We start from the raw sequence: 25,578 nt of genomic DNA on the forward strand, positions 1-25,578 counted from the left end.
GCTCGGCGAGGCCGGGCGGACCGGTGCCGGTGCGGGCGGTGCGGGTGCGGGCGGCTTCGGCCCCGGTGCCGGTGCGGCGGGTCGCGGTGGCGCGGCGGGCGCGGGCGCCATGGGTGGCATGGGCGCGGGCGCCGGCGGTGGCCGCGGCGAGGAGGACAAGGACCACAAGGCCGCCTCGTACCTGGTGGAGACCGAGGACGTCTTCGGCGACGGCACCATGGTCGCCCCGCCGGTCATCGGCGGATGAGCGTGTTCTCGTTCTCCCTGTCCCACGCGGCGGCCGACGTGCTCTGGGAGGACCTGGAGCTCGGCAGCCGGCCCTACCCGTTCGACTTCCCCTACCTCGGGCGCACCGTGGACGAGCGCGGCGGCATCCGCGCCGCCGTCCACCGCGACCTGGAGTCGCGCGGCCTGGCCCGCCGCGGCCTGGTCGCGCCCGAGGTCGCGGAAGGGCTCACCCTGCTCGTGCGGTTCGACTTCTGCCTCAACGCGGTCGCCTCGCTGGACGCCCGCAACGTCGAGCGCCAGCTGCTGGCCCGCGGCGGCGCGGTCGGTGAGCGCGCCGCGGTCGCCGTGATGGACGACCGGCAGGTCAAGGTCGACCTGATCCGCTCGGCCGCGCTCGTGCGCACCTTCGTGGACCTCGTCCCCAACAGCCGCCCCGGCCCCGGCCAGTCGGTCACCGTGCCGGTGCCGTCGGCCGCGCCACCGCCGCGGCCGACCCGCGACGAGGACTTCGGCGGCGCCACCTTCACCCGCGCCATGGCCCCGCGCTCCACCACGGGCACGCAGGTCCGCGCCCTGGAGGCGGTGTTCGAGCGGCCCCGGCTGCGCGCCGGCCAGTTCGGCGTCACGGTGCGCGGCAGGCACGGCCGGGAGCAGCGCGCCCCGCAGGTCGCCTGGTTCGACAACGACCAGGGCCGCTACATGTCGCAGACGCGGCAGGGGCAGGACGGCCGGAAGTGGCTCACCCACGCCCCCGCCGACAACGCGCGCATCGCCGCCCAGCTCGCCCAGGAGCTGGGCGCCCCGCTCACCTAGCCCGACCGGCGCTCACCCAGCCGACCGGCTCGACCGAGCCCGACCCGGCTGGTCCGCAGCCGGGTCGGAGCGGCGTCGAACTACGCCTCGTCGGTGCCGCCGCCGTAGCCCGGCATCCGACCGGTGACCACGAAGACCGTCCGCTTGGCCACCGACACCGCGTGGTCGGCGAACCGCTCGTAGAACCGGCCGAGCAGGGTGGTGTCCACCGCCGACGGCACGCCGTGCGCCCACTCCTTGTCCATGATCATCGTGAACAGGTGGCGGTGCAGGTCGTCCATCGCGTCGTCGGCGTCCTCCAGCGACCGCGCCCGCGCCACGTCCTGCGTGCGGATGATGTCGGTCGCCTCCCGCGCCAGCTCCACCGCGATGCGGCCCATCTCGGCGAAGTACGGCCGCACCGTGTCGGCGAGCACGGGGTTGGGGTGCCTGCGGCGCGCGGCCTTGGCCACGTGCAGCGCCAGGTCGCCCATCCGCTCGACGCTCTCCGCGGCGTGGATCACCGCGAGCACGGTGCGCAGGTCGGTCGCGACCGGCGCCTGGAGCGCCAGCAGCGCGTAGGACTGCTCCTCGATCCCCGCGCGCAGGTCGTCGATCTTGATGTCGTCGCCGATCACCTGCTCGGCGAGGGCGAGGTCCGCCCCGAGCAGCGCCCGGGTGGCGTGCTCCATCGCGTCGCCCGCCATCGCGCACATGTCCGCGAGCTGGCCGGCGAGTTGTCCGAGCTGGTCGTGGTAAGCCTCGCGCATGGCCGTCAGCCTACGGACCGGTCATCGCGGTAGCGACCCACCCCGGTGAACCGGTGGTGAACCCGGGACGTCCAGTCGACTAGCCCGCGCACGGGTCGACGGCCGCGTTCACCACGGACAGGTCCTCGGGCGGGGCCGCCTTGCCGGGATCGCCGGCCGGGGCGCCCTGCGGCGCCTGGACGACCCCGTCCCAGCCGGGACCGATCAGCAGCTCCACCGCGCCGCCCATCGACGGGTCGACCACCAGCGTCGCGCCGGGCACCGACGCCTTGAGCGTCTCCGCTATGTCCTCGCCGCCCGCGCTGTACTTGATGATCGTCTTGTCGACGGCCTCGCCGTTGCCGCTGAACACCACCTGGTAGCCCAGGTCCTCCAGCTCGCCGGTCGCCTGGCCCGCCGCGCCGTCGGCGTCCTCGTCGCCGTTGCGCACCTGGATCTTCAGGCCCCTCGGGTCGACCACCTTGCCCTGGCGCGGGCCGGGGGCGGGCGCCTGCTGCTGCGCCTGGTCCGCGGGCGCGCTGGTGTCGGCCTTCTCCTTGGGCAGCGGTGTGCCGTCGATGATCGCCTGGAACAGCGCCTTGGTGTCCTCCACCCGGAGCACCTCGACGTTGTCCTCGTGCGAGAGCGTCTCGCCCTCCTCGGTGTCGTGCGGGACGGTGACGAAGCTGACCCGGCCCGCCTCCAGGCTGCGCAGCGACTGGGCGAGCGTGAGCATGTCGTTCACGCCGATGTTGTCGCCGACGGTGGCCGAGGCGAACGCGTTGAGGAAACCGTTGAGCTTGCCCGGGTTCAGCAGGATCTCCGACGACATCGCCTTGCGCAGCAACGCGGACAGGAACTGCTGCTGCCGCGTGACGCGGTCGTAGTCGCCGAGCACCTCGCCGGACACCTTGCGGGCGCGCACGTAGTCCAGCGCCTTGGTGCCGCCGATGTCGTACTTGCCCGCCTTGTCGAAGATGGTGCCCAGCTGCTCGTCGACCATCGGCTTCGGCACGCACACCGTCACCGCGCCGACCGCGTCGACCATGCCCTTGAAGCCGTTGAAGTCGACGCTGATGAAGTGGTTGATCTCCAGGCCGGTCAGCTCGGTCATGAACTTGGCCACGCACTGCGGACCGCCCACCGCGTAAGGCTCGTTGGCCTTCACGTCGGACTCGCGGGCCAGCTGCTCACCGGTGTACTCGCCGTTCGACGGGTCCCACCGCTCGCAGTCGGGCCGCTCGATCAGCAGGTCGCGCGGCACGGAGACGACGACCATGCGCTTCCGGTCGGCGGGGATGTGGGCGAGCATCAGCACGTCGGACCGCGCGCCCGGCTCCGCCTCCGAGTCGCCGACGCCGTCCTCCGGTCGGGCGCCCGCGCGGGTGTCCGAGCCGACGATGAGGAAGTTCTCGTCGCCCAGCTGCTTCTCGGCCTGGTGCACGGCGGCCGAGTTCGAGCCGAGCGCGTCCACCTCGACGATCTTGCTGTCGATGTAGAGCATCGCGCCCCACCCGACACCGGTGGACACGAACACCAACACCGCGGCGGCCAGCGCGACCGCCTTGACGGACTTGACGATCTTGCTGTGCTGGGCCGTCCGCACGTGCCCGCGCGGCCGGTCGTCGTCACCGTCGTCCGGGCCCTCGACCGGCGAGGCGTACTCGGTGGCGTCCTCGTCGTGGTCGGCCTTCCACGGCATGAGCTTCTGGCGGCGCTCCTTGCGCTGCCGCTCCTGCTGGGCCAGTTCGTCGTGGACGGCGGAGAAGCGCGCCAGGGTGTGGTCGACCTCGCGGCGCTTCTTGACGTCGTCGCTGATGGCCTCCATCTCCGTGGTGAGGCTCAGGTCGATCTGCGCGCGCGCCGTCGGACCGGCGGCGACGGGACCGGGGACCGCGGGGCCCTGGTCGAGCGCCGCGGCGGGGTCCTCGGCGAACCGGCGACCGGGCGCGTCGACCGCGGGGTGCGGCGCGCCGCCCTCCGCCAGGCGACGCGGGCCGTCGGCGTCCTCGGGTCGGGTGCGAGGGCCGTCGCCGGGTGCGGGGCGTCGGCCGGTGCCCTCCGGTCCGGGGCCGTCGACCGGGCGGCGCGGTGCGCCCGGGAGGTCGGTGCGCGGGCGCGGGCCGCTGCCGTCGGGGAGGCGGTGGCCGGTCGCGTCCTCGCCGAAGCCGTCGACCGGGCGGCGTCCGCCGGGCTCGGCGGCCGCGCCCTCGACCGGACCGGGCCTGCCGGGGACCTCGGGACGCGGGCGTCGGCCGGTGCCGTCGAGGTCGGGGCCGTCCGCGAGGCGGCGCGGGCCGCCCTCCACGGGACGGCGGCCGGTGCCTTCCGGTCCGGGGCCGTCGACCGGGCGGCGCGCGCCGTTCAGGTCGTCGGGACGCGGTCGCGGGCCGCTGCCCTCGGGGAGTCGGCGGCCGGTGCCGGGGACGTCGTCGCCCGGTCGGCCGGGGAGGTCGGCGCGCGGGCGTCGGCCGGTGCCGTCGAGGGGCGGGCCGTCGAGGCGCGGGCCCTCGGGTGCAGGTCCGTCGGCCAGGCGGCGGGGGCCGTCGACCGGGCGGCGGGGACCGTCCAGGTTCTCGGGCCGCGAGCGCGGGCCGCTGCCGTCGGGAAGCCGGTGGCCGGTCACGTCCTCGCCGGGACGTCCGGGGACCTCGGGGCGCGGCCGGCGGCCGGTGCCCTCGGGGCCGGGACCCTCCGCCGCGCGACGCGGGCCACCCAGGTCGTCCGGGCGGGGGCCGCCGCCGTCGGCGAGCCGGCGGCCCGGAGCGCCGGGGGGCACTCCCTCGCCGGGGTGGGGTGCGTCGGGGCGCGGTGCGCCCGGGTGGGGCCGGCGACCGGTGCCCTCGGGGCCGGGGCGCGGTCCGACGCCCTCGCCCGGCACGGGCGGACGCGCGCGTCGGCCGGTGTGCTCACCGGGACGCGGTCCGTCGACGGGCCGTCGACCGGTGCCCTCGCCGGGGTGGGGTGCCGGCGCGCCGGTGAAGTGCTCGGGTCGCGGGTGCGGGTCTACGGGTACGGGTTGCCGTAGGCCGTCGTCCACGGGTCGGCGCGGTGCGTCCGGGGTCCGGCGGTCGAACCCGGCCTCCGCCCTGCGGTCCTGGCCGGCCTCCGGCCTCCGGTCGACATCGCCTTCCGGCCTCCGGCCTGGGCCGCCCGTCGCGGGGTCGTCGGCGAAGCGCCTGCCCGCGCCGTCGGGGCCGGGGACCTCCGGTCGGGCGCGCCGGCCGGTGCTCTCCGCGTTGCGGCCGGGAGCCGGGAACCGCCTGCTCGCCTCGCCACCGACGCCACCGGGTCCTGCGTTGCCGGGTCCCGGATTACCCGGTCCCGCACCACCAGGTCCCACGCCACCAGGTCTCGCGTTGCCGAATCCCGCCGCGTTGCCGAGGCCCGCGTTGCCCGGACCTGTGTTGCCCAGGCCCGCGTCGCCGGGTCCCGCGTCGCGCCGGTGCTCCGGCCCACCCGGGTAGCCGTTCGCCGGTCGCGGCCCCTCGGCGAAGTCGCCGGGGCGCTCCTCGGCACGCCGGCGTCGCCCGGTGTCCTCCGGGTTCGGCCGGGGCGTCCGGGTGCCGGTGCCCTCGCCGGAGGGGGAGAAGAAGTCGTTCGCGGGGGGCGGCGCACCGCGCCTGCGGTCCACCGGCGGCGCGCCGTTGGCCGGTCCGGGGTGGGTGCCGGTGTCCGCGGGGGCGAAGTAGTCCGGCCCGCCCGGTCGCTCCGGCGCCGGTCGCTCCGGCGCGGCCCGCCGCCCGGTGCTCTCCGCTGACCGACCGTTCTGCGGTCCGCGGGGCTCCTCGGGGCCGGTGCGCGGGGGGACGGGGCGGGGCAGGTCGGTGCGGCTGTGCTGCTCCAGCAGGTCGGACACGCTCAGGCCGCCGTCGTCCAGCGACCTGCGTCGACGGCCGGTCGGCTGGTCGTCCTGCGGGGCCTGGTCACCTCCGGGTCCGGTGCCGCCACGGCGGGGCTCGTCGGGCACCCGGTCTCCCTTCAGCGTCTGTCACTAGTGGGTCGTCATCACGAGTTGACGACAGCAAGGACACAGTGGTTGCACCAACGGCGTGTCACTTGCCTTGGCGATACTACGGATGACCGCCAGTCCTGACGACCACTCCCGGTGATACAGGGGTCGGCAGTGCCCGGTTACGCGCAGCAGACTACGCCTGAAAGGGTGAGTGGCCGTCTGGTGTCAGTAACCGGCGACCCGGGGTTCGGCGATCCCGCGTCGCCCGGAAGCGGCACCCGCCAGCCGGACCCGGCCGTTCTCCCGGTAGGCGACCGCGTTGCGTCCGGACTGCTTGGCCGTGTAGAGCAGGCTGTCCGCGCGCAGCAGCTGCTGCTCGGGGGCGACCGGAGGACGCGTCGACGAGTCCCCGGCGGGCGGTTCGTAAGCCAACCCGATGCTGACCGTCACCCGCAAACCGGGGGCCAGCGAAGCCCAGGCGTGACGCTCGACACGCAGCCGCGCCGATTCGGCGATCTCGACCGCCACCGACGCCGGGGTGTCCGGCAGCACGAGGACGAACTCCTCGCCGCCGTAGCGGGCGCAGAAACCGCCCTCCGGCAGGTCATCCTGGAGCAGTTCGACCACGCGTTGCAGCACGCGGTCGCCGAGCAGGTGCCCGAACGTGTCGTTGACCTGCTTGAACCAGTCGAGGTCGATGAGCGCGATGGCCAGCCCGGCCGCCGTCGAACCGCGCGCGGCGACGATGTCCACCAGGCGCTCGTCGAGGTAGCGGCGGTTGTAGCTGTCGGTGAGGCTGTCGCGCAGGCTCTGCGCGCGCGCCTCGGCGTGCTCCCGGCGGAGCCGATCGACCTCCCGGCGCAGCTGCTCGGGGACCTGCGGCGGGTCGTCCTGGTCGGCGTAGACCAGGTCGAACGCCGAGCGCAGGTGCTGGTACGCCTGCCGCCACTGGCCGCGGGAGGCGAGCAGCGTGGCGATCGACTCGTGCAGCTGGACCAGTCCCGGCCCGTCGTTCTCGGCCACGGCGGTATCCGCTTCGTGTCGACCGTCGCGGTCGAACTCGGCGACCTCGGGTCGCAGTGCGGTCATCGTGCTCACCTCCCTACTTGCCAAGGTGTCGTCTGATCCGACGCGGCGCTTGAGCCGGCGGGACGCGTCATAGAGGGATTTCCCCCTACTGGTTGACCGTGCACTGCTCCGAAGTGGTGACTTTGCGTGATAGAGGTGTCATCTTGCTCGCTCAGCGTGGTCAACGGGCGCACATCGGCTCAGTTGACGCAGGGCGCGAAGCCGTACACCTTGCCGTTGAGCAGCACGACGTGCTGCGAGCCGATCTGGCTGCCGACCTCGGCGCCGTCCTGGAGCACGGTCAGCGTCACGGCCACCACCAGCACGACGCCGCGCGGGTGCTCGTCCTCGCCGGGCGGGGTCCACGTCGGGTCCAGGCGCAGCGTGGACATGGTCGGCTGGACCCTGAGGGTGCCCGCGGGCGGCTCGCACTCCTCGTCCACGAAGTCCGGGTGCTGGGTGTCGCGCAGCAGGTCGCGCTGCTCGGCCCCGCCCTGCGCGCCCGCGTCGTTGAGGTCGGTGAAGTAGCCCGAGACCAACTCGCGCTCCACGTCGGTGACCTCCAGGGGACGCGGCGTGCCGGCGACCTGCGCCCCGCAGGCGGTCAGCGCCAGCGCGCACGCCGCGGCCAGCACGCCGCGCAGGACCACGTCAGCCACCCGAGTGCAGCTCGTCGGCGCCGACGGGCACCGTGGCGTCCTCGGGGTCGTCCAGCCAGCCCTCGGGCAGCACGACCCGGGCCGGCGAGCCCTGGCGGCCGCGCGGCTCGTCGGCGCTGTCGGGGAACTCCAGGGTCGGGTCGAGCCGGCCGACCAGGTCGTCCAGCTCGGTGAGGGTGGAGACCATGGCGAGCGAGCGGCGGAGCTCCGCGCCGACCGGGAACCCCTTCAGGTACCAGGCCATGTGCTTGCGCAGGTCGCGGACGCCCTTGTCCTCGCCGAGGAAGTCCGCGAGCAGCCGGCCGTGCCGGCGCAGGATCTCTCCGACCTCGCCCAACCGCGGCCCCGGCGGGATCGGCTCACCCCGGAAAGCCGCCTGGAGCTCGCCGAACAGCCACGGCCTGCCGAGGCATCCGCGCCCGACGACCACGCCGTCGCAGCCCGTCTCGGCGACCATGCGCAGGGCGTCGTGGGCGCTGAAGATGTCGCCGTTGCCGAGCACCGGGACGCTCGTGACGGCCTCCTTCAGGCGCGCGATGGCGGACCAGTCGGCCCGGCCGGAGTAGCGCTGGGCCGCGGTGCGCGCGTGCAGGGCGACGGCGCGCGCCCCCTCGTCCTCGGCGATGCGGCCGGCGTCGAGGTAGGTGAGGTGGTCCTCGTCGATGCCGATGCGGAACTTGACCGTCACCGGCACCCCGGCGGGTTCGGCGGCCCGTACCGCGGCGCGCACGATCTGCCGGAACAGCTGCCGCTTGTAGGGCAGCGCCGCCCCGCCGCCCTTGCGCGTCACCTTGGGCACCGGGCAGCCGAAGTTCATGTCGATGTGGTCGGCGCGGTCCTCAGCGACGATGATCTTGGCGGCCTCGCTCATGGACCGGGGGTCAACCCCGTAGAGCTGCATCGACCGCGGCCGCTCACCCTCGCCGAAGGTGATCATCTGCATGGTCTTGGAGTCGCGCTCGACCACGGCCCGAGCGGTGATCATCTCGCACACGTAGAGCGAGCTGGGACTGCCGAACTCCCGGCACAGCTGTCGGAAGGCGACGTTGGTGATCCCCGCCATCGGCGCGAGCACGACGGCGGGATCGACCTGGTACGGGCCGATCCTCAGGGGCTGGGTGGTGTGCAGGGCGGTGGACATCGCCGTCCATTGTCGCCCAGCACGGGCAGTGGCGGGTACCACACGGGGAATCCCCGCCCCGGACCGCGCTCCTCGGGCCGGGCCGCACCTCGGCCGGACGACCCCTCAGCCGGGCAGCACCCCGGCCCGGCGTCCCAGCCCGACCCGATCACCCCCCACCGCACCTCACCGTGCGATCACAGCTCCACCCCCCAGTCGTTGCACCGCACCGGCCGACCGGGCGGGTACTCGAAGCCCACCTCTCCCCAGTACCCGACGCTGCCGGCCGGGGCCCCGTCGACCTCCACGCGGAACATCCGGCCATCACCGGGCGCGTGGTAGCGCCGGTGCCGATCGACCAGCCGGGCCTCGGCCTCCGGGCCGCCGAGGTGCGTGGTCATGGCAACACCATGCCGGCGGGGTACGACAATTCTTGATCAGCGCAGGTCACCCCACCCGACAGGCATTCAGAACGGCACGGTCAGGCACCCCAGCCGAGCCCGCCTGCCCCGGTTCGGTGTGCGTATGCTCCTCGTGCAGCACCACGGAACCCGGGCGCCGCTCACCGAACCGCCAGTCGAGATGTGCGTACGCCCACCCCCGCCCCCGCGCGTCGGTGGTGAAGTCGAGCCAGATCTCGTTGTAGGGGTTGGCGAACGCCGGATCGGTAGCCCCACCCGGCACGTGCTGGTAGTGCGGCCCGGCGTCGGCGGGCGAGGGACCGCAGGCGTTCACGTGGGCGTGCGCGCCGTAGTCGCGGTGAGGCAGGAGCCCGGTGGTGCGCAGCAGCACGTAGGTCCCACCGGCCACCGGCGTGGACAGCACGGAGGCGCGGGCACCGTCCGGCACGCGCGGGTCGTAGCTGGTCAGATCACCGGAGACGGGCAGCAACGAGCCCGCGAGGGCGAGCGCCATGGCGAGGTGCATGGAACCTGCTTAACCGCCGGGACGACGGCGTTCCAGCATGATCACCCGTTCCGGTGGACTTGAACCGACGCCCACCGCCCAGCCGAGAACCGCCGCCCACACGACCCGAAGGCCGGGTGTGTCGCGCGCCACGCCCCAACCACCGTCGAACGAAAGCACCGCCGTCCACTAGCCTGGACCACGGGCCGCTAGCTCAACTGGCAGAGCAGCGGACTTTTAATCCGCGGGTTCAGGGTTCGAGCCCCTGGCGGCCCACGCTGTGACCAGCGACAACAAGGCCCTCCCCGGTCCCGACAGGGCTGGGGAGGGCCTTTGTGTGAGCGACGTGTGAGCGACAGCACCCGGATGACTGGCCAGGGGACACGGTGGCCGTGCCACCGTGGGCACGGCCACTTCGGTCAGCCGCGGGGATCGAACCGGCCGTCTGCGGCAGCCTGAAGGAAGGCGTGCAGCGCGCCGCGGGAGACACCCAACTCGACGGTGGGGCGCTTAGAGTCCCGTAGCCGGTCGAACGTGGACCCGACTTCGACGCAGTTCCCTTCCGACCCGCTGCGGCTACTCCGACGCCACCGCAGCGGGGGTACGGGCTCTGTCATCACCAGACCTCACTCTCAGTCTCCCAGGGCGTCCTTGATCGCCCTCTGAGAGTGTTCCCTATCCATCACCCGTGCAAGAAGTTCAGCCCTCTCGAACAGGTAGTGGTCCGTCTGGGTGGGCTCTGTGAAAAACACCGCTGACCTGGACAGTTCTACGTGAACCATGCGCGGCGACGCCGAAAACTCCAGCATCAACCAGGGGCTCACCCTGGCCGGATGTCTGTCACTGGCGACAGGAAGTACCCGGATGTCCACGTTCGGGAGATCGTTCGCGACGTCCAGCAGCTGCTGCAACTGAGCGCGGTGGGTCCGCCTGGAACCGACGCGTCGGTGCAGCACCGGCTGGTCGATGATCGCGGTGTACTGGAGTCCCGGCAGCATCGTCTGCCGACGCTGCCGTGCCGACAGCCTCACGCCGATCTCCCCTTCGGGGATGTTGTCGCCCAGCATGTACTCCCGGCCGTACTCCATCGTCTGAAGCAGGCCGGGGATCAGCAGCGGCGCCCAGTCCCAGACCGCTACTGCCTGCGCCTCCCACGTGGCCAGGGTGACGCTGCTTTGAGGGACCCCGCTTAGCTCCTCCAGCCACGCTGGCTCATCCGGCGTCTTCGCCATGGACACCAGCCGCTCGCGTTCGGTACCGGCCACACCGAGCACGCGCAGGTACGCGGCCACCTCGTCGGCATCCACGGGGCGATTACCGGTTTCCATCCGGCTCACCTTGGCCTCGCTCCACCCGAGCTGATCCGCAATCCACCTCATGGACACGCGGGGCTCGCGCGCCTTCCTGGCTTCGCGCAACCGCGCGCCGATGGCGGTCGCCTTGGCTGGCTGTTGACTCACCGAACCCCCTATTCACCCGGTTGGAACTTGCACAACTTGCAGATGAGGGGCAAAGCTTGCGCAAGTTTGGTTCCCTTGCGGTGGATCGTCCCACACCGAGAGGGTCTCGGCGGGTACAGGAGGTACGTCGGAATGGGTGGTCTGTACGTCTTCGGGGAAGCCCTGATCTCCTGTGCCGCCACGCTGTTCACGTTCGCCGTTGCGCACCAGCTGGTGCCGCACGACTGTGCGCGGCGGGCCCAGGTCGGCGTTGTGCTGCGCGACGTCGCCCGGCGCCTCGGTGTGCGGTCGTGAGCGGGCCGACGGGCGACCCGCTGGTTCCGGGCGTGTTCCGGCGCCGACTGCACCGTGTCGAGTGGCCGTCCCGCGTGCTCACGATCAGAGGTCGGCGCTACGCCTTCGGGCGTTGCCGGTCACCTGTGGTACTTGATGTGCCACTTGCTGTCACCGGGTCACTCGGCTGGCCGATGTGCGAGGAGTGCTCATGCCACCCCGAGTAGTCCACGTCTGGTGGCATCACCCCGTTTGGGGGGTTGATCACGCGGTGCTCGCCTCAAAGGCTGAAGAGCTCGTCGCCCAGACAGGTCTGGGCGACGAGCCCATGGTGGACACCGTGTGCGGAGCGGTCTTCACCGCGTCGGCCGTGCGGTCACCGGGGGGTGACCGCGGCACCTGCACCTCGTGCATCCAGGTGGTCGGCGCAACCGACAACGGCGACGCGGGGGACTGGCGTGATTGAAGAAAGGCGCTTCCGACAGGCGCTCGGGGCCGAACTGCAACGTCGGCGCGAGGACCAGGCGCTGACACGGCCGGGCATGACCAAGTGGCTCAGTGGTCAAGTGCACGCTGACCTCTCCCATCGCACGCTGGAAAGCGTCGAGCGCGGTGACCGGGAGATCAGCGTCTACCGGCTGTGGATCATGTGCCGGGCGTTAGCCATCGACCCGGGCGACGTGCTGGCGGACGTCATCACCACCCTGGGCATCGCGCCACCTGACGCGGTCCCCGTTGACCTTCGGGCGCTACGGGCGACCCGCGACCGGGCACTGGCACCGCTACAGGCATGGGCGGCGTGCGCTGCTCCCAGAGCGCGCGTGCTCCACCTGCCACCCGACGCGCTACCCCCGCTCGCCGTCGTGTGCGGCCTCTCCGCCGATGCCTTGGCCCACCTGCTCAAGCAGATCTCCCCCGGCGAATGACTTCGGGCCGTCCGCACCGGCGGCCCGCAGGGTGTGCGGTCCCGCGACCGCGCACCAGCCGCGCCCGCCCCGCGCCGCCCGCACCTCCCCGCGGGCGGCCTCCCCCCGGGGCGGGCGCGGTCCCCATCCCCCCACCACCACCACCACCAGAGAGGCACCACCGTGAGCACCGACCACGAGGACGAGTCGCCGCACCCCGACCGCCCGGACGCCGGCCGCTGGGCCGGCCGCGGCCCGGACACCCAGGCCGCCTGCACCTGCGGGGCGGCACAGCGGGTGGGCACCAACCACACGTCGAGTTGCCCGGCCCTGTCGTGACCGGCTCCGACGACGTGACCCCCAGGCAGGGGCCGTCGTGGCTGATCCCGCCCGCAGGGGCGCAGCCCCGACGCTGGCCGGTCGACGGCCACACCGCCGACGACGGCACCACGGTGTGCGACGACCACAGCCGGCCGTACGCGGACTGCCGCACCTGCAACCCCCGCTAGCGCGGGGACGCCGACCCCGCGACCGGGGCTGAGACCGCCCATACCACCAGAGGAGACGCATGGGCCGCGAGCCCGTCCCCACCACCGAGGAGATCGACGCCCGGATGTACGGCGGCTGGATCCGCGCCGCCGGCGACGGGCACCGCATCGAGCAGCAGGCGGGCCACGACGACGCCGGGCTCAGCGCCCAGGACGACGGCACCTCGCTGCGCTGATCCACCGTGCCCGCCCCGGCCCCCTGGGGCAGGCACGGCCCACACCAGGGGGACTGATCCCGCCCACGACGAAAGGCCCCCGCACCGCCGCCCAAGGGCGGCGGTGCGGGGGCCTCGTCGTAGGCGCGCTAGGCCGTCATGCCGCTGTAGCTGGGCTGGCGGACCGAGCCCAGCAGCACGCGCGTGAGCCACGCGGGCATCCAGGACCGGGTCTCCAGCCACCTGGAGGCCGCGTAGACCGCGGCGATCGCGACCGGCGCGGCGACCAGGTCGACGAGCTGGAGGCCGAGCGGGGCGGCGTCCAGGGCCTGCCCGGGGGTGAGCAGGCCGCGGCCGACCAGCCAGGCCAGCCCGGTACCCCACGCGGCGGGGACGACGGTGCGCAGCAGCGCGGTGATCCGGTCGTTCACGCGGCACCGACCTTCCTGGCCACCTCGCCCAGCAGCGTGGCGAGCTTGCCCACGGCGGCCGGCAGCTCGGCCAGCTCGCCCACCGCCGTCTCCAGTCGGGCCACGCGTCCCTCGGTCTCGGCCCAGACGGCTTCCACGTCCACGTCCTGGCCCTTGAAGTTCCGCGTGCCCTTGAGGTCACGCAGGATCGCCAGGGCCTCGCTCGCGGCCTTCTCCGCCTCGGTGGCGGCCTGCTCGGTGGCGTTCAGCACCTCCTGGGCGGCCACGTCGTGGCCCAGGTAGTTGCGGATGCCGATGTGCTCCATGTGGTTCGGCATGGTGTCGGGTCCCTCCTTCATGATCCGGGCGACCTCGGCGCGCTCGTGCGCCATGTCCAGGCCGTCCGGGTCGGGGTTGGTGGTGCGGTACTCGCGGTGTCCGCACAGCGCGGACGCCGGTGCGCCGATGTGGCGCAGCAGCACGGCGAGGCCTCGGCGCAGCCCGTAGAGCTGGGCGGTCGGCCAGTCCTCGCCCACGGTGTGGTCGGTCTCCACACCGACCGAGTCGGTGTTGCCGTCGTCGCGGGAGATCGGCCCCCAGGGACCGCCGAGGCCGGCGTGCCACATCCGGCCCGCGGCGACCAGGTGCCAGCGGCCGCCGCGGTCGACCCAGGTCTGGGCGCCGTTGTTGCGCAGGTTCGCCATGAACGCCGGGACGCCGGGCGAGTCGCCGTGCGGGGACGCGTCGTGGTGCAGCATCGCGGCCACCGGCGCGAACGCGCCGTCCTTCTGGCCGCGGTCCGTCCAGCCGGGGTGCTCGATCACGGTCAGCCCGGCCGCGCGCAGCGCGTCGGCCAGGCCCGCCAGGAGCAGGGCCACGTCAACCTCCTAGGTCTGGTTCGGGTCGGGGTAGAGGGGCGGCGGGTCGGGGACGTCGCCGCCGAGGTCGCGCACGGCGGTGACCACGGCGTGGTCCCAGTCCTCGTGCACGCGCAGCAGGCGGACCTGCTCGGCGTCGCGGCGGTCGCGGTCGGCCTCGCGGGCCTTCACCGCGTCGACCTCGCCGCGCAGCGCGGCCAGCTGCCCCTGGACGCCCTGGGCGATACCGGTCGCGGCGTCGCCCAAGGCCACCGCGCTGTCGGCCAGGGCCCGCGCCGCATCGGCCTCGGCCTTCTTCGCCTCGGCCGCCGCCTTCCGCGCCTCGGGCTTGGACCGGCGCCAGGCCGCACCGCCGGCGAGCAGGCCGCCGAGCACGCCGCCCGCGCCGAGCACGCCGCCCGCGCTGAGCTGGGTGATCCAGTCGGGGATGTTGCTCATGGGTTTCTCCGTACTTCTGCGTGGTCGGGTGCTCACCGGGCGTGGGACGGTGTGGGCCAGTCGGGTGGAATCGGACAGCGTGGTGTTGCGCTGGGCGTCCTGACCAGCGATGAATCGGGAGACGCGCCGATCACCGGCGCGCCTGGACAAAGGGGTGGAGATGCGGTTCGGACGACGTGAGGGGTTAGCCGCCGGCGGGATCACGGCGGGCCTGGCGGCCGTGGTGGGGGCCGCGGTGCTGCTCGGGCCGAGCGCGCCGCAGAGCGAGCCGCGCCCGGCCGGACAGGAGATCGAGCTGGACTCGGTGGTGCAGTCCGTCGAGAGCAGCACCGCCTCGGCCGAGACGTCGACCAGCAGCACGAGCCCGGCGGCCCCGGGTACGGTGCCGGCCATGAGCGACCAGCAGCCCGTGCAGCAGCAGGTGGGGCCCGCGACCGACGAGCCCGGCCCGGGTCTGGACGACCCGACCGAGCCCCAGCCGCCCATCCCGACCCCCGACGTGCCGCGCGACGAGCACGGCAACCCGCTCAACCCGACGCCCGCGCCGCCCGCGCCGACGCCGGGCAACCCGGGCGGTTACGTGCCCGAGCCGGAACCGCAGCCGACCCTCACGCCCTGATCAGGGCGACTGCCGTTGGGTGCAGCGGAACACCCCGCCGATCGAGCCAGCGGCGTTGGTCCGCTGCACCTGCAAGTCGATCGTCGCTCGGCTGTTCACCGAGCCGGGCAGTGCGAACGTCTGGATCGTTTGCCACGCGAACGACCCGGCCCCGATGGGCATGACGTTGCCGGCGGGCGTGCCGTTGATGGTGAACCGGGCCTCACCAACCCCGCCGCCCGTGGACAGCAGCAGGGCCTCCACCTCGGCGTAGGGCTGTTGCTTGAGCATCTGCCCGGTCGACTGGGTGGCGATCCACGAAGTGGCGGAGGTGAGCGGGATGCTGGTGGACAAGACGTTGATCGTCCCTTGGGGCAGCCAGGGGCGCGCCAGGCCCTGGCCGCTCTTGGCGTCGTCGGCTATGGCCACGTTGCCGGACCCGTCCCAGCCCGCCCAGAACTGCTGGCCGGTCTCGGTGGTGCCGATCTCGAAGGCAGCCGCGCCGTTGTCGCGCCGGATGGTCAGGAAGTAGTTGCCCTGGCTTCCGCGTCCGACGTGGAACAGCCAGTTGCCGTTCTCGTGCCTCACGGTGAACTCGCCGCCGCCGCCGACCGTCAGCCCGCCTTCACCGATGTAGGCGCTGATATTGCCGACGCGGTCGCGTACCGCGCGCAGCGTTCGCTCCACTCGGATCTTCCACGTCGCGTCGTCCTCGCGTCGGTTGACGGCGCCCATCAGCTCTCCACTTGCGGCTCGGCGGTGATCGCGATCTCTTCTCCGGTCTCGCTTTCCGGCGTGACCTCCAGCTGCACCACGCGCGCGGTGGTGTCCAGGCCGGGCTGGTAGCCGTGGTAGTCGTCGCGGATGAGCAGTCGGCCGCGGTCGCCTGGGCTGACCTCGGTGATGGTCGGGTACGCGGCGCCGTTGACGACGAACGTCGGCAGCACGACCGGCAGCCGCAGCACCTGCTGGTCGGCCTGGGCGTTGTCGATCAGGGTGGCGCTGCCGGTGGTGCGGTCGTAGCCGGTGTCGTCCTCCAGCAGCGGCCAGCCCAGCGCGTACAGGCCGGGTTCCTCGTAGGCCCCGATCGGCGTGGCCCGGTCCGAGCCCTCACCGATCGCGAACGACCTGCTCCGCATCTTGGTGGCGTCGCGTGGCCACTTGTAGCGGAGCAGGTTGCCGCCCCACTCCCACACGTGGTCGTCGACCGCGCCCAGGTCGGGGGTGCCGATGAGCATCCGCCGGGTGGGCCGGCCCTGCTCGTCGACGGGCCCGACGTCGAACCTCAGGTCCGGCCCGTTCAGGTTCTCGGTGAGGTTGCGCAGCTGGTCCCCGAGCGGGGTCATGCTGTAGCCGGGGTAGGTCCGTTCGTGGGTGCTGCCGTAGTCGCCGGTGGTGGCGACGATGCCGAGGTCACCTCCGGTGTGGGCCTGGGCCAGGGCGAGCAGCTGGCGCGCGATTGCGCTGTACTGCGCGGTGTAGCCGACCGCCAGCTGCCCGATGTGGTCGGTGATGCTGAACGCCGCGCCGGTGAGCACCGGCAGGATCTTGCGGTGGTCCAGGTAGGACCACCAGTCCGCGGCCCCGATGGTGATCGCGTTGGCCTCGGAGTCGTAGTCCGTGGTCCAGATGATCCCGCCCCACACCGGGGTGTTGTCGCGGTAGGCGTACACGCAGGTGTGCGCCGGGGTGGTCAGCTCGAACACCTCGCGCCGCTGCCCGAGGCTGTTGAACAGCGGCAGGGGCAGCGTGCCCTGCAGGCTGGAGGTGTCGTTGAGGACCTTGGAGAACTGCACGTCCAGCAGCGGCACGGTGGCCAGTAGCAGGTTGGTGCGCAGGTCGCGCAGCTCGTAGGTGTAGACGGCCTGGGCCACGACTCACCCCGCCTAGTTGATCGCCAGGGCGACGTCGATGTCCACGTTCGAGTTGTCCCCGAGGGTGTAGACCCCGGCCAGCTGCGGGACGCCGGTTCCCGGCGAGCCGGGGGCGGACGCGGACCGCAGCCCGGCCAGGCTGGTGAGGGAGGGCGACTCGGGCATGAACACCTGGATCGTCGCGCTGCCGGCGGGCGCGTACACGATGCCGTGGAAGATCCTCCCGGTCGGCCCGTTGTAGAGCTTCGCCACGCCGGTGCGCTCGACGCCACCCGCCGCGACCGTCATTCCGGGTGGAAGGCCGAAGTTCAGCGTCCCGGACTTGGTGTCGTTGCCGGTGCCGACGTTCATGTAGATGTGCAGGTCGATCATCTTGCCGCGCTCGACGTAGCGACCGCCGATCGAACCGCCGGTGCCGAGCACCAGGGCGCCGCCGGTGGCGGTGACGGTGGGCGTGTAGGTGATCTCGCCGCTGGCCCGGCCCATTGACACCCAGGCCCCGGAGTGGCGCAGCCAGATGGTGCCGGTGTCGGTGGTGACCGCCAGCTGCCCGTTGTACGGGGAGGTGATCACCGCGTCGCGGTCGGTGGTGGAGGTGCACACCGCGGTGCCCGAGATCCGCCACCCCGCGCCGTCGAAGACCTCCTCCCAGTCGCGGTCCCGCCGCCAAACGGCCATGCCGTCGTAGCGGGTGCCGGTGAGGGCGTCGCGCTCCGTCTGGTTCTCGACCGGCAGCAGGCCCCCGCTGGCGACGGTGTGCGCGGTGAACAGCTGGGTGATGTTGGCCTGCAGGATGCCCGCGCTGGACGCGGTGGGCGGCACGACCACGCGCGCCAGCACGACGTAGTCGGGGCTGTTGGTCGGCGCGCCGTTGGCGGTGGTCACCGCCGGGTCGGACGGGGTGGCCGAGGCCGTACCGCGGATCGGCCCGATCCACAGGTCGCCGTTGCCGTCGGTGTGCAGCGGATCGGACTGCTGGGCCACGATCAGGTCGTAGCGGGTCAGGCTGGCGTGCGCGGGCACGGCCAAGACGTTGACGTCCACCACGGCGTCGACCGCGCCGAGGTAGGGCGCGATCGACCTGGTGCCCATGACCGCCAGCTGACCGGGCGAGACGTGCACGAACCCATCCGGCGTCGGCGCGCTGGCGGTGACGACGAACGCCGCGAGGTTCTGCGGGAAGCGGCCGGCGCGCTTGACGAGCGCGCCCGAGCCGGGCCACAGCAGCGCGCCGAGCGAGTGCCTGCCGTCCACGGTGGTCTGCAGGCCGCCCGGCTGGGAGACGGCCCACGTTTTGCGCACTACCACGGGTGCCTCCTACTGGGTGGTGTCGTGCCACAGCACGGTCAGCCGTGCGGCGGGGTCGTAGGCCGCGGCGTCGACCCCGATACGGATCGACGAGCGGGCGGGGATGGGGAACCAGTCCCGGACGAACAACCTGGCGTCGGCGCTCACGCCGGACGGGGTGAACAGCACGGTGCGGTAGCCGGGGCGGGTGTCGATTTCGATCGTCTGCCCGGCCGGGAGCGTCCACGCCGGGTCGAACGTCAGCCGCTGCCCGGTGTCGAGGTTGGTAATCCGCAGCGCCGGTGCGGGGCCGGTGACGCGCAGCAGCGGCCAGGCTGCGGCCGGACCGGCGTTGGTGACGGTGACCTGCCCGCCGGTGACGCCCGTTCCCCAGTCCAGGGGCCACTCCAGGGGCCACTCCAGGCCGTCGCCGGCGGCCTCGGTGGGCAGGCCGATGGGTTCACTCTTGCCGGGCAGCAGCAGCTTGCGCGGGCTGGAGGCCACCCAGCGCACCGCGCCGGTGACGTACTGGGCCTGGGAGTAGTCCAGGCCCACCGGCAAGGCCACCCCGACGAGCGTGGCGTGCACCATCGCCCGCACGCCGTCGAGCCGGATGCACAGCTCCTCTTCCACCGGCTGCTCGTCGAACTGGGTCAGGGCCTCCAGCTCCTCGATGGCGGCGGCCAGTGCGGCGCCCTTGACCGTGTTGACGAAGCTCCACACCACCTGGCGCTGCTCGGCCAGCCAGCGGGCGGGCAGCGCGCCGTGGAACCCGCTCAGGTCGCGGTTGCCGCCGCGCGCCGCCCGGTCCTTCCACCCTTCGATCGACGTGGTGCCCAGCACGGCGTCCGAGCCGAGCACCACGCCGCGCCACTCCACCTGTCCGTCCGCAGTGAGCAGGTCGCCAGCCGCCACCGGTCACCTCCCCGTCTTGGACTTGCGCAGCCACTGCAGCTCCTCGCCCACCTCGCGGGGGCTGGCCTTGTGCATGTGCAGGTGCTCGACGTGGAACGCCGCCTGGTCGACGCCGTAGCCGGGCGGCGGGGCGGTGATCGACGGGGGCCCGCCGCCGAGGCCGGCGGTGGGCGTGGTGACGGTGGCCACCATGGTGTTGATCGAGCGGCGCAGCTGCGGCAGCGCCTGGTCGACGCCGAGGGCGACGCCGGGCGGAATCCAACGCCCCACTTGCTCGGCCATGACCTTGGACGGGGAGCTGATGCCCAGGGCGTCCTTGGCCCAGTCCGGCACGAGGTTCTTGAAGAACCCCACCAGCTTGTCCTTGAGCCAGCCGGCCAGGTTCTGGATGCCGTTCCACAGGCCGCGCAGCAGGTCACCACCGGCGGACACGAGCAGGCTGCCGAGGTTGCCCAGGCCGTCCAGGATGCGACCCGGCAAGCCCCCGATCCAGTTGACCATCCGGCCGAACCAGTCGACCGCGCTGTTGTAGGCCCCGGAGATCCAGCCGCCGATCAGGCCCGGCAGGTTGCCGAACCACGAGATCACGCCCTTGATCCCGTCGATCGCCTTGGCGATCGCGTCCTTGATCCACTGCCACGCGCCGGGCACCTTGTCGATCAGCCAGGTGACCGCGGTTCCCAGCCAGGAGATGATCCCGGCCGCGAGGTTCGCGACCCAGCCGATGATCGCGGCGATCGCCGGTGCGAGCAGGTTCACCAGCCACGTGGCGAACTGCGCCACCAGCTCGATCACCGGCAGGAACGCCATGGTCAGCTGGACCACGGCGGGGATCAGCGGCAGCAGCGCGGGCAGGATCGCCACCAGCACGCCCACCAGGGCCTGCACGAGCGGGGCCAGTGCGGTGATCACCTGCAGGAACCCGCCGGCCAGCGTCACCGCCGCTTCCCCGATCACCGGGATCAGCGGTTCGATCGCGCCGAACAGGCGCAGGATCGCCCCGGACAGCGCGCCGAGGATGATCCCGGCGACCTGGGTGATGATCGGCAGCAGCTGCGCCAGGATCGGCGCGAGGCCGGTCACCAGGCTGGCGACCACCTGGGCGATCGCGGGGATCAGCGGGGTGATCGGGGTCAGCAGCGCGGCGAACCCGGCGACGAGCGGGATCACCGCGTCGATCACGGACACCAGCAGCGGCACCAGCTCGACGAGTAGCCCGCCGAGCTGGGTGAACACCGCGCCCAGCGCGCCGCCCGCCGCGGCGAGCAGCCGGCTGAACGCCTCGGCTAGCGGCATCGCCGCGGTGGCGACCTGGACCAGCACCGGCGCGATCTGCGCCAGCAGTGGGATCAGCGCGCCCGCCAGGCCGGACACCAGCTGGGCGATCACCGGCATGAGCGCGGCGAGGATCGGTCCGCCGGCGGTGGCCAGCGCGCCGATCAGCGACCCGAGCGTGGGCAGGATCTGCGCCAGGCCGCCGCCCAGGGCGGTCAGTGCCGTACCGGCGCCCTCGGCCCCGGCGGACAGGTTGGTCAGCATCCCGCCGAGCCCGCCGCCCAGCAGCGCCAGGAAGTTGCTCAGGCCCGCGAACACCGGCCCGGCCGAGGTCACCGCGGTGACCACGCCGGGCATCACGCCGGTGGCGAACCCCATCAGGCCGCCGGTCAGCTCGGTGATCAGCGGCCCGATCGCGGCGAAGATCGTGGTGATCGCGGGCAGCAGCGCGTCGAACGTGCTGCGCAGCTGCCCGGCCACCCCGACGAACACCGGCACCAGCGGCTGCGCCGCCGCGGTCATCTTGTTCTTGACGTGGTCGCCCAGGCCGGTGAACGCGCCTTTGACCAGCTCGTTCTCGGCCAGCAGCTTCGCGCCGACCGCGGCGAACAGCAGCGGCAGCGCCGCTATCGCACCACCGGCGACCAGGGCCCCGGCTGCTGCTGCGCCGCCGAGCAGCGCGAAGTGCCTGCCCAGGCCGGCGATGTCGGCGGCGTTGGACCGGGCCATGGCGCCGGTCTGCTGACCGACCTGGCCCATGACCACCGCGGTGGCCATCGCCGCCACCCTGATCTTGCCCAGGGTCTTGGTGACGTTGTCGCGGGAGAGCAGGTTGAACAGCAGGGAGGTGTCGCCCACCGGGGATCACCTCCCCCTCGGGCTAGCGGCGCTGCTTCTCGATCTCGCGGTTGATCTCGTCGACCGCGTCGCACAGCGCCCGGAACTCGCCCACGGTCAGCGCTTCCTGGTCTTGGAACCCGAGGTGGAAGTGCTGCGCGATCGGGACGCGGTACGCCGCTCGCGCCTGTTGGAGAGGGCTTTTCCCGAGCGGCCCTCGGGGGCCTCGGCCACCAGGGCGTCGAGCTGGGTCAGCTGCTCGGCGGTCAGCTGCCCGGCCAGCTGCTCGCGCATGGCCTCCAGCTCTCCGCGGTCGAATGCGAGTTCGACCTCGCCCAGCGCGAAGTCGGGCACGTCCTCGTAGCGCAGCGCCGGGTGGTCGGTGCGCATCAGGTGCCACAGCAGGTGGCGGCGGGCGCGGGCGGCGCCCTTGAACACGTCGACCAGGAACACGTCCCAGGGCTGGCCGTAAGACTTCTCGATCGGCTCGGCCTGGGAGGCGCGGACCTCGGCGGCCACGAACTCCCAACGCTGCTCGTCGCCGTCGGCGGGTCGGTAGGTGAAGAACATGGCGGTGCCCTTCCGAGAGGGGGTGAGGGGGGATCTACAGGCGGTCGCGGATGCGCTTGTCGTGCGCGTCCAGGACCCGGCGCATGGCACGCCGGTACTTGGCGTGGTCGCGGCGGGTGGTGTCGTCGAACCAGCCCGGCCCGCCCTTCTGGTGGATCTTGATCTTGCGGTTGTTGATCGCCGGGTGGGTGAAGCCCTTGCGGGCGTTGAACCTCTTGGGCGCGTTGCGGAACTTCCGCACGTTGGGGGTCTTCTTGGCGCGCAGCGTCGCGCCCGGGTATTGGCCGCCCAGCCGGATCTGGACCATGACCTTGTTGGCGATGCCCCGGCTGATCTTGGGCCCGGCGTGGCCGCTGCTGGGCACGGCCCGGATCGCCTGGCGGGCGGCGTTGCGGGTGGGGTTGAGCACGTCGCGGGCGGCGCGGGTGAGGTCGGCGCGCAGCTGCTTGCCGTCCTCCACCGACCGCAGCGCCCGCCCCAGCCGCCGCATGTTCTGCTCGTCGAGCGACAGCGCGACCGCGACCACGGCGCCGCCCGCCTACGCGGTGGCGCGCAGCACCGGGCCCGAGGTCGGGTAGTCCACGCTGACCGCGGCCACCGAGCCGACCTCGCCGCCGATGGGCGTCCACTTGTTGACCAGCACGCTCCCCGTCCAGTTCGGGTTGGACGCGCCGACCGCCGCGTTGGACAGCCGCGCCACGAACGGCACGACCTCGCCCTGCAGCGGCCACATGATCGAGTCGATCGCCGCGGCTGCGGGGTCCTGGAACAGGTCCAGGCTGAGGCTGCCGGACTTCTTGCCGCCCAGGACCTCCTTCCACCCCAGGGACAGGAAGTTGGTCACTTCCTGCTCCTCCACCTCGGTGGTCAGTTCGATCTTCTTGCACCACTGGGACAGCACGTTGCTGTCCAGCTCGACGTAGGACGACAGCAGAACCATCTTGGGCATGGGGACCTCACTGGATACCGAGGGCGACGAGGAACAGGAACGAGGGGGCGGTGCCGGTGATCGTCCACACCGCCCGGTAGTGGGTGTCGGTGATCGGGCCCGCGGTGCGCAGGATCTGCCCGCCGCGTCCGGTCGCCGCGGTGAACGCGGCCACCGTGGTGGGCGAGGCGAAACCCGCGCTCGGCGCGGACTCGATCTCGACGGTGATGCTCGGCGTGCCGGTGCCGGCCACCGACAGCACGTGCAGAGCGGCGTAGAGGTGGCGGCCGTCGTCGACCTCGCCCAGCTGCAGAGCCGCGCCGTTGCCGTCGGCGGTGCGCGCGGTGCCCGGCGGGTGCGCGACCGCGCCGCGCGCCACCGGCCAACTGCCCTTGGCCTCGGCCGTCCACGGGGCCACCTCGCCCACCTGGCCGCCGAGCTTGTAGCTGCCGGTCATGGCGTAGGTCAGGTAGGCCAGCGCGCCCTGGGTGGCGTCGGTGGGGCACATCGTCCACGGGCCCAGGCCGCCCAGCCCGGCCCACGCGGCGTCGTCGACCCGGCCCGGGTCGCCGGCTTCCCACTGGCCCTCGCCGCTGAGGCTCGACGACGCCAGGCCGCCCAGCAGCTCCTCCCAGCCGCCGGACCGGAAGTTCATCGCGGGCTTGGCCTCGCGCTCGGTGTTCAGCTCGATCTTGTTGGACGCGCCGGACAGGTCCGCGCCGCCGGTGAACACCCGGGCGTCGATCAGGACGAACTTCCCCACGTCATCACCCCCCGGTGCCGTAGACGTGCACGAAGAACTCGATGCCGTAGTAGCGGGACATGTCGTTGCCCACGCCGAACTCGAACAGGCCGTAGCCGGTGGCGCGCCGGACGTGCACCGCGTCGCACACCCCGCCCAGGCTCGGGTCGGCCTCCAGCGCCTCCTTGACGCTGTAGGGCCCCGACCCGGCCAGGTAGCGGTCCAGCTCGGCCTGGCCGCCGTCGTCGGACGCCCGGGAGGTCAGCAGCCGGCACGTGGCCACCAGTTCGTCCAGGCCGCGGCCGAACGCCTTGTCGAACTCCAGGTCCATCTCCCCGACGAAGAACGTCGGCGGGGAGACGCTGTCGGGCATAAACGGCAGTGCGCTCAGCCCGTCGATCGCGGCAGCCGCGGCGGCCAGGCCGCGCCGCACACCCAGGAAGTCCACGCCGTCACCCAAACCCGGGCAGCTCGTAGTTCTTCAGCAGCGCCTTGACGTCCGGGTCCAGCTGGGCCAGCCGCATCCCGCCCCACTCCGCCGAGCCGATGACGCCCTCGGGGCTGTCCTTGCGCTTGGACAGGCGGGTGGCCTGCAGCAGCGCGGCCTGCTCGACAACGTCGGGCACCGCCGGCCAGCCCCACACCGCGGTGACCCGCACCCGGGCACCGGCGTAGCAGGGCCACCCGGCCTGAACCCGCAGCCCGGTGATCGCCCGGCTGCGGGCCACCGCGTTGTCGGGCGCCACCTCGTAGCCGGTCACCGACGACCACCCGCCCGAGGTGCTGCCCTGTTCCACCACCAGGCCGTCGGTGGTGGCGATGTCGTCGACCAGCAGCAGGTGCCCGTCCGCGTCCCACACCGACGCGTTCAGCGGCCGGAACGTTCTCGCGCTGGGGGCGTCGTCGCGCCAGAACCGGCGGCCGGTGTGGTCGTCGATCCCCCGGCACGCGGCCCGGATGTGCAGCGCCAGCAGCTCGTCGTCGGCCTGCACCGTGCCCTGCTTGCGCAGGGCGTGCTGCAGCTGCGGCAGGGTGATGTACTCGGTGACCGCCACGACTCAGGTCCGCGTGGTCTGCCGCTTGCCCACCGGCTTGGGCGGGTCGGTGGGCGTGGACTTCGGGGTGGACGGACCGGCCGCCGGGTCGCCCTGGCCCTCGCCGTCGCCCTGGCCCTCGTCGACCTCGGCCTGGTGCTCGTCGAGCTTGCGGCCCTCGGTGTCGTAGCCGCGCAGCCGCAGCTGCTCGGCCACCTGCCCGGCGCGGTCGTCCTTGCCCACCCTCAGGTAGCCCGCGCGCTCGTGCAGCAGCGCGCCGATCATGCTGTCCCCGCCCGCCGGGCGGTCCTGGTTCTGCGTGCTCATCGCCTCGTGCTCCTGGTCCTGGCGGAGAAACGGGCGAGGGGGAGCCGCCCGCCAACGGCTCCCCCTCGGTCTGCGGACCCGATCAGCCGGTGAACGCCGGGGTGATCAGGCCGGTGCCGCCGATCTTGCGGGCGTGCGGGTAGCGCTGGAAGGTGAAGGCGTAGTAGCCGTAGACCACCAGCTGCACGCCCAGCGAGCCGGCCTTGGGCTGCTCGGCGCGGATCATCAGCGGGGCCGAGGGGTCCTCCCACAGGTGGCAGTGGTTCTTGTCCACCGTGTAAATCTCGTCCTCGTTGGTGCCCGCGCCGAGGTTGGTCGCCACGTTGTTGTCGACCAGCACCGGCGTGCCGTTGGGCAACATGCCGCGGATGCCCCGGCCGTACGCCTCGGCGTAGTTCGCGCCCAGGGTCTGCGCCACGACGCCGGGCTGGCTGATCAGCGGCCAGGTGGCGGCCAGGGCGTTCTGCATCCAGTACCAGCGGCGCGAGTGCATCACGGCCAGGTTCTCGCCGGTGGCGACGTCGACCAGGGCGCCCTCCATCCCCGCCAGCGCCTCGGGGATCTTCGGGTACAGCCCCACCGTGGCGAGGTTGAGCAGGTTGGAGTCCAGGTTGGCGTGGTAGCGGCGGATCAGGTCCGCCCAGATG

Annotated in this window: 32 protein-coding genes, 1 tRNA gene and 1 pseudogene; 9 read left to right on the top strand and 25 right to left on the bottom strand. The window is 72.8% G+C overall.

Features of this window, described 5'->3' with window-relative positions; all coding sequences use genetic code 11:
* Positions 1 to 247, top strand: a pseudogene (locus ACFP3R_RS36045) (hypothetical protein); the annotation flags it as partial.
* Positions 244 to 1,041, top strand: a complete 798-nt coding sequence (locus tag ACFP3R_RS36050) for an ESX secretion-associated protein EspG (RefSeq protein ID WP_380643220.1) — start codon at positions 244 to 246, stop codon at positions 1,039 to 1,041. The pseudogene ACFP3R_RS36045 and the gene ACFP3R_RS36050, both read left to right, overlap by 4 nt.
* A gap of 80 nt (positions 1,042 to 1,121) precedes the next feature.
* On the opposite strand, the gene phoU is transcribed toward ACFP3R_RS36050, so the two are convergent.
* The 7 genes from phoU to ACFP3R_RS36085 all read right to left on the bottom strand — a co-directional run bounded on the left by phoU (position 1,122) and on the right by ACFP3R_RS36085 (position 9,498).
* Positions 1,122 to 1,790 carry a phosphate signaling complex protein PhoU gene (gene phoU, locus ACFP3R_RS36055; protein ID WP_380643222.1) on the bottom strand — a complete coding sequence of 223 codons (669 nt, stop codon included), beginning with the start codon at positions 1,788 to 1,790 and terminating at the stop codon, positions 1,122 to 1,124.
* A gap of 79 nt (positions 1,791 to 1,869) precedes the next feature.
* A complete protein-coding gene (locus ACFP3R_RS36060; protein WP_380643225.1) occupies positions 1,870 to 5,739 on the bottom strand; it encodes an LCP family glycopolymer transferase in 3,870 nt (1,289 codons plus the stop codon).
* Between the two features lie 210 nt (positions 5,740 to 5,949).
* Positions 5,950 to 6,813: a GGDEF domain-containing protein gene (locus tag ACFP3R_RS36065; RefSeq protein WP_380643227.1), complete on the bottom strand. Its 864-nt coding sequence runs from the start codon at positions 6,811 to 6,813 to the stop codon at positions 5,950 to 5,952.
* A 179-nt stretch (positions 6,814 to 6,992) separates the two neighbouring features.
* Positions 6,993 to 7,451 carry a hypothetical protein gene (locus tag ACFP3R_RS36070; protein WP_380643229.1) on the bottom strand — a complete coding sequence of 153 codons (459 nt, stop codon included), beginning with the start codon at positions 7,449 to 7,451 and terminating at the stop codon, positions 6,993 to 6,995.
* Positions 7,444 to 8,592, bottom strand: a complete 1,149-nt coding sequence (gene dusB, locus ACFP3R_RS36075; protein WP_380643231.1) for a tRNA dihydrouridine synthase DusB — start codon at positions 8,590 to 8,592, stop codon at positions 7,444 to 7,446. Before dusB ends, ACFP3R_RS36070 begins: the two co-directional genes overlap by 8 nt.
* A gap of 176 nt (positions 8,593 to 8,768) precedes the next feature.
* Positions 8,769 to 8,972, bottom strand: coding sequence for a hypothetical protein (locus tag ACFP3R_RS36080; RefSeq protein WP_380643233.1), 204 nt, complete (start codon positions 8,970 to 8,972; stop codon positions 8,769 to 8,771).
* Between the two features lie 46 nt (positions 8,973 to 9,018).
* Entirely contained in the window at positions 9,019 to 9,498 is a 480-nt protein-coding gene (locus ACFP3R_RS36085) for a superoxide dismutase (RefSeq protein WP_380643235.1), read from the bottom strand.
* A 182-nt stretch (positions 9,499 to 9,680) separates the two neighbouring features.
* Here ACFP3R_RS36085 and ACFP3R_RS36090 point away from each other — a divergent pair.
* Positions 9,681 to 9,753 (top strand) — tRNA-Lys (locus ACFP3R_RS36090).
* 143 nt (positions 9,754 to 9,896) lie between these two features.
* Here the strand turns inward: ACFP3R_RS36090 and ACFP3R_RS36095 are convergent.
* Entirely contained in the window at positions 9,897 to 10,094 is a 198-nt protein-coding gene (locus ACFP3R_RS36095) for a DUF397 domain-containing protein (RefSeq protein WP_380643237.1), read from the bottom strand.
* Positions 10,095 to 10,109: 15 nt separating this feature from the next.
* Positions 10,110 to 10,937, bottom strand: coding sequence for a helix-turn-helix domain-containing protein (locus tag ACFP3R_RS36100; RefSeq protein WP_380643239.1), 828 nt, complete (start codon positions 10,935 to 10,937; stop codon positions 10,110 to 10,112).
* A 132-nt stretch (positions 10,938 to 11,069) separates the two neighbouring features.
* On the opposite strand from ACFP3R_RS36100, the gene ACFP3R_RS36105 reads away from it, so the two are divergent.
* The 5 genes from ACFP3R_RS36105 (at position 11,070) to ACFP3R_RS36125 (ending at position 12,839) form a co-directional block, all read left to right on the top strand.
* Positions 11,070 to 11,231: a hypothetical protein gene (locus tag ACFP3R_RS36105; protein WP_380643241.1), complete on the top strand. Its 162-nt coding sequence runs from the start codon at positions 11,070 to 11,072 to the stop codon at positions 11,229 to 11,231.
* 437 nt (positions 11,232 to 11,668) lie between these two features.
* Positions 11,669 to 12,136 carry a hypothetical protein gene (locus ACFP3R_RS36110; protein ID WP_380643243.1) on the top strand — a complete coding sequence of 156 codons (468 nt, stop codon included), beginning with the start codon at positions 11,669 to 11,671 and terminating at the stop codon, positions 12,134 to 12,136.
* Positions 12,137 to 12,298: 162 nt separating this feature from the next.
* The gene (locus ACFP3R_RS36115; RefSeq protein WP_380643245.1) at positions 12,299 to 12,454 is read left to right on the top strand and encodes a hypothetical protein; all 156 of its coding nucleotides are present in this window, start codon (positions 12,299 to 12,301) and stop codon (positions 12,452 to 12,454) included.
* Positions 12,451 to 12,624: a hypothetical protein gene (locus ACFP3R_RS36120; RefSeq protein WP_380643247.1), complete on the top strand. Its 174-nt coding sequence runs from the start codon at positions 12,451 to 12,453 to the stop codon at positions 12,622 to 12,624. Before ACFP3R_RS36115 ends, ACFP3R_RS36120 begins: the two co-directional genes overlap by 4 nt.
* Before the next feature lie 59 nt (positions 12,625 to 12,683).
* Complete coding sequence (locus ACFP3R_RS36125) at positions 12,684 to 12,839, top strand: hypothetical protein (protein ID WP_380643249.1); 156 nt, start codon at positions 12,684 to 12,686, stop codon at positions 12,837 to 12,839.
* Positions 12,840 to 12,967: 128 nt separating this feature from the next.
* Here the strand turns inward: ACFP3R_RS36125 and ACFP3R_RS36130 are convergent, their stop codons facing one another.
* From ACFP3R_RS36130 to ACFP3R_RS36140, 3 genes are read right to left on the bottom strand one after another with little or no spacing between them, the layout of a single operon-like run.
* Positions 12,968 to 13,249: a hypothetical protein gene (locus ACFP3R_RS36130; protein WP_380643251.1), complete on the bottom strand. Its 282-nt coding sequence runs from the start codon at positions 13,247 to 13,249 to the stop codon at positions 12,968 to 12,970.
* The gene (locus tag ACFP3R_RS36135) at positions 13,246 to 14,106 is read right to left on the bottom strand and encodes a peptidoglycan recognition protein family protein (protein WP_380643253.1); all 861 of its coding nucleotides are present in this window, start codon (positions 14,104 to 14,106) and stop codon (positions 13,246 to 13,248) included. The genes ACFP3R_RS36130 and ACFP3R_RS36135 overlap by 4 nt, the downstream gene beginning before the upstream one ends.
* 9 nt (positions 14,107 to 14,115) lie before the next feature.
* A complete protein-coding gene (locus tag ACFP3R_RS36140) occupies positions 14,116 to 14,544 on the bottom strand; it encodes a hypothetical protein (RefSeq protein ID WP_380643254.1) in 429 nt (142 codons plus the stop codon).
* Between the two features lie 160 nt (positions 14,545 to 14,704).
* On the opposite strand from ACFP3R_RS36140, the gene ACFP3R_RS36145 reads away from it, so the two are divergent.
* The gene (locus tag ACFP3R_RS36145) at positions 14,705 to 15,163 is read left to right on the top strand and encodes a hypothetical protein (RefSeq protein WP_380643256.1); all 459 of its coding nucleotides are present in this window, start codon (positions 14,705 to 14,707) and stop codon (positions 15,161 to 15,163) included.
* Here the strand turns inward: ACFP3R_RS36145 and ACFP3R_RS36150 are convergent, their stop codons facing one another.
* The 13 genes from ACFP3R_RS36150 to ACFP3R_RS36210 form a co-directional block, all read right to left on the bottom strand.
* On the bottom strand, positions 15,164 to 15,877 hold the full coding sequence (locus ACFP3R_RS36150) for a hypothetical protein (protein WP_380643258.1): 714 nt from the start codon (positions 15,875 to 15,877) through the stop codon (positions 15,164 to 15,166).
* Complete coding sequence (locus ACFP3R_RS36155; protein WP_380643260.1) at positions 15,877 to 17,016, bottom strand: hypothetical protein; 1,140 nt, start codon at positions 17,014 to 17,016, stop codon at positions 15,877 to 15,879. The genes ACFP3R_RS36150 and ACFP3R_RS36155 overlap by 1 nt, the downstream gene beginning before the upstream one ends.
* A gap of 12 nt (positions 17,017 to 17,028) precedes the next feature.
* Positions 17,029 to 18,324: a hypothetical protein gene (locus tag ACFP3R_RS36160; protein WP_380643262.1), complete on the bottom strand. Its 1,296-nt coding sequence runs from the start codon at positions 18,322 to 18,324 to the stop codon at positions 17,029 to 17,031.
* A 9-nt stretch (positions 18,325 to 18,333) separates the two neighbouring features.
* Positions 18,334 to 19,218 (bottom strand): phage tail family protein, encoded by an 885-nt coding sequence (locus ACFP3R_RS36165; protein ID WP_380643264.1) that lies wholly within the window; start codon positions 19,216 to 19,218, stop codon positions 18,334 to 18,336.
* A 3-nt stretch (positions 19,219 to 19,221) separates the two neighbouring features.
* Complete coding sequence (locus tag ACFP3R_RS36170) at positions 19,222 to 21,351, bottom strand: phage tail protein (RefSeq protein WP_380643266.1); 2,130 nt, start codon at positions 21,349 to 21,351, stop codon at positions 19,222 to 19,224.
* A gap of 96 nt (positions 21,352 to 21,447) precedes the next feature.
* Positions 21,448 to 21,900 carry a hypothetical protein gene (locus tag ACFP3R_RS36175; RefSeq protein ID WP_380643268.1) on the bottom strand — a complete coding sequence of 151 codons (453 nt, stop codon included), beginning with the start codon at positions 21,898 to 21,900 and terminating at the stop codon, positions 21,448 to 21,450.
* A gap of 34 nt (positions 21,901 to 21,934) precedes the next feature.
* Entirely contained in the window at positions 21,935 to 22,426 is a 492-nt protein-coding gene (locus ACFP3R_RS36180) for a hypothetical protein (protein WP_380643270.1), read from the bottom strand.
* Between the two features lie 12 nt (positions 22,427 to 22,438).
* Entirely contained in the window at positions 22,439 to 22,849 is a 411-nt protein-coding gene (locus tag ACFP3R_RS36185; RefSeq protein ID WP_380643272.1) for a hypothetical protein, read from the bottom strand.
* A 7-nt stretch (positions 22,850 to 22,856) separates the two neighbouring features.
* Complete coding sequence (locus ACFP3R_RS36190; RefSeq protein WP_380643274.1) at positions 22,857 to 23,591, bottom strand: hypothetical protein; 735 nt, start codon at positions 23,589 to 23,591, stop codon at positions 22,857 to 22,859.
* Between the two features lie 4 nt (positions 23,592 to 23,595).
* Positions 23,596 to 24,018 (bottom strand): hypothetical protein, encoded by a 423-nt coding sequence (locus ACFP3R_RS36195; protein WP_380643276.1) that lies wholly within the window; start codon positions 24,016 to 24,018, stop codon positions 23,596 to 23,598.
* A 4-nt stretch (positions 24,019 to 24,022) separates the two neighbouring features.
* Complete coding sequence (locus tag ACFP3R_RS36200; protein ID WP_380643278.1) at positions 24,023 to 24,625, bottom strand: phage gp6-like head-tail connector protein; 603 nt, start codon at positions 24,623 to 24,625, stop codon at positions 24,023 to 24,025.
* A gap of 3 nt (positions 24,626 to 24,628) precedes the next feature.
* Complete coding sequence (locus tag ACFP3R_RS36205; RefSeq protein WP_380643280.1) at positions 24,629 to 24,931, bottom strand: hypothetical protein; 303 nt, start codon at positions 24,929 to 24,931, stop codon at positions 24,629 to 24,631.
* Positions 24,932 to 25,013: 82 nt separating this feature from the next.
* Positions 25,014 to 25,578: hypothetical protein (locus ACFP3R_RS36210; protein ID WP_380643282.1), on the bottom strand; the 565-nt coding region annotated here is incomplete at its 5' end.

This window comes from Saccharothrix lopnurensis, assembly GCF_042658445.1.
Lineage (GTDB): Bacteria > Actinomycetota > Actinomycetes > Mycobacteriales > Pseudonocardiaceae > Actinosynnema > Actinosynnema lopnurensis.

Coding starts and splice junctions, on each gene's coding strand:
- ACFP3R_RS36150 (WP_380643258.1), bottom strand. CDS start 15,877: ATGGGCGCCGTCAACCGACGCGAGGACGACGCGACGTGGAAGATCCGA.
- ACFP3R_RS36095 (WP_380643237.1), bottom strand. CDS start 10,094: ATGACAGAGCCCGTACCCCCGCTGCGGTGGCGTCGGAGTAGCCGCAGC.
- ACFP3R_RS36125 (WP_380643249.1), top strand. CDS start 12,684: ATGGGCCGCGAGCCCGTCCCCACCACCGAGGAGATCGACGCCCGGATG.
- ACFP3R_RS36050 (WP_380643220.1), top strand. CDS start 244: ATGAGCGTGTTCTCGTTCTCCCTGTCCCACGCGGCGGCCGACGTGCTC.
- ACFP3R_RS36065 (WP_380643227.1), bottom strand. CDS start 6,813: ATGACCGCACTGCGACCCGAGGTCGCCGAGTTCGACCGCGACGGTCGA.
- phoU (WP_380643222.1), bottom strand. CDS start 1,790: ATGCGCGAGGCTTACCACGACCAGCTCGGACAACTCGCCGGCCAGCTC.
- dusB (WP_380643231.1), bottom strand. CDS start 8,592: ATGTCCACCGCCCTGCACACCACCCAGCCCCTGAGGATCGGCCCGTAC.
- ACFP3R_RS36105 (WP_380643241.1), top strand. CDS start 11,070: ATGGGTGGTCTGTACGTCTTCGGGGAAGCCCTGATCTCCTGTGCCGCC.
- ACFP3R_RS36145 (WP_380643256.1), top strand. CDS start 14,705: ATGCGGTTCGGACGACGTGAGGGGTTAGCCGCCGGCGGGATCACGGCG.
- ACFP3R_RS36140 (WP_380643254.1), bottom strand. CDS start 14,544: ATGAGCAACATCCCCGACTGGATCACCCAGCTCAGCGCGGGCGGCGTG.
- ACFP3R_RS36080 (WP_380643233.1), bottom strand. CDS start 8,972: ATGACCACGCACCTCGGCGGCCCGGAGGCCGAGGCCCGGCTGGTCGAT.
- ACFP3R_RS36205 (WP_380643280.1), bottom strand. CDS start 24,931: ATGAGCACGCAGAACCAGGACCGCCCGGCGGGCGGGGACAGCATGATC.
- ACFP3R_RS36185 (WP_380643272.1), bottom strand. CDS start 22,849: ATGCCCAAGATGGTTCTGCTGTCGTCCTACGTCGAGCTGGACAGCAAC.
- ACFP3R_RS36085 (WP_380643235.1), bottom strand. CDS start 9,498: ATGCACCTCGCCATGGCGCTCGCCCTCGCGGGCTCGTTGCTGCCCGTC.
- ACFP3R_RS36175 (WP_380643268.1), bottom strand. CDS start 21,900: ATGTTCTTCACCTACCGACCCGCCGACGGCGACGAGCAGCGTTGGGAG.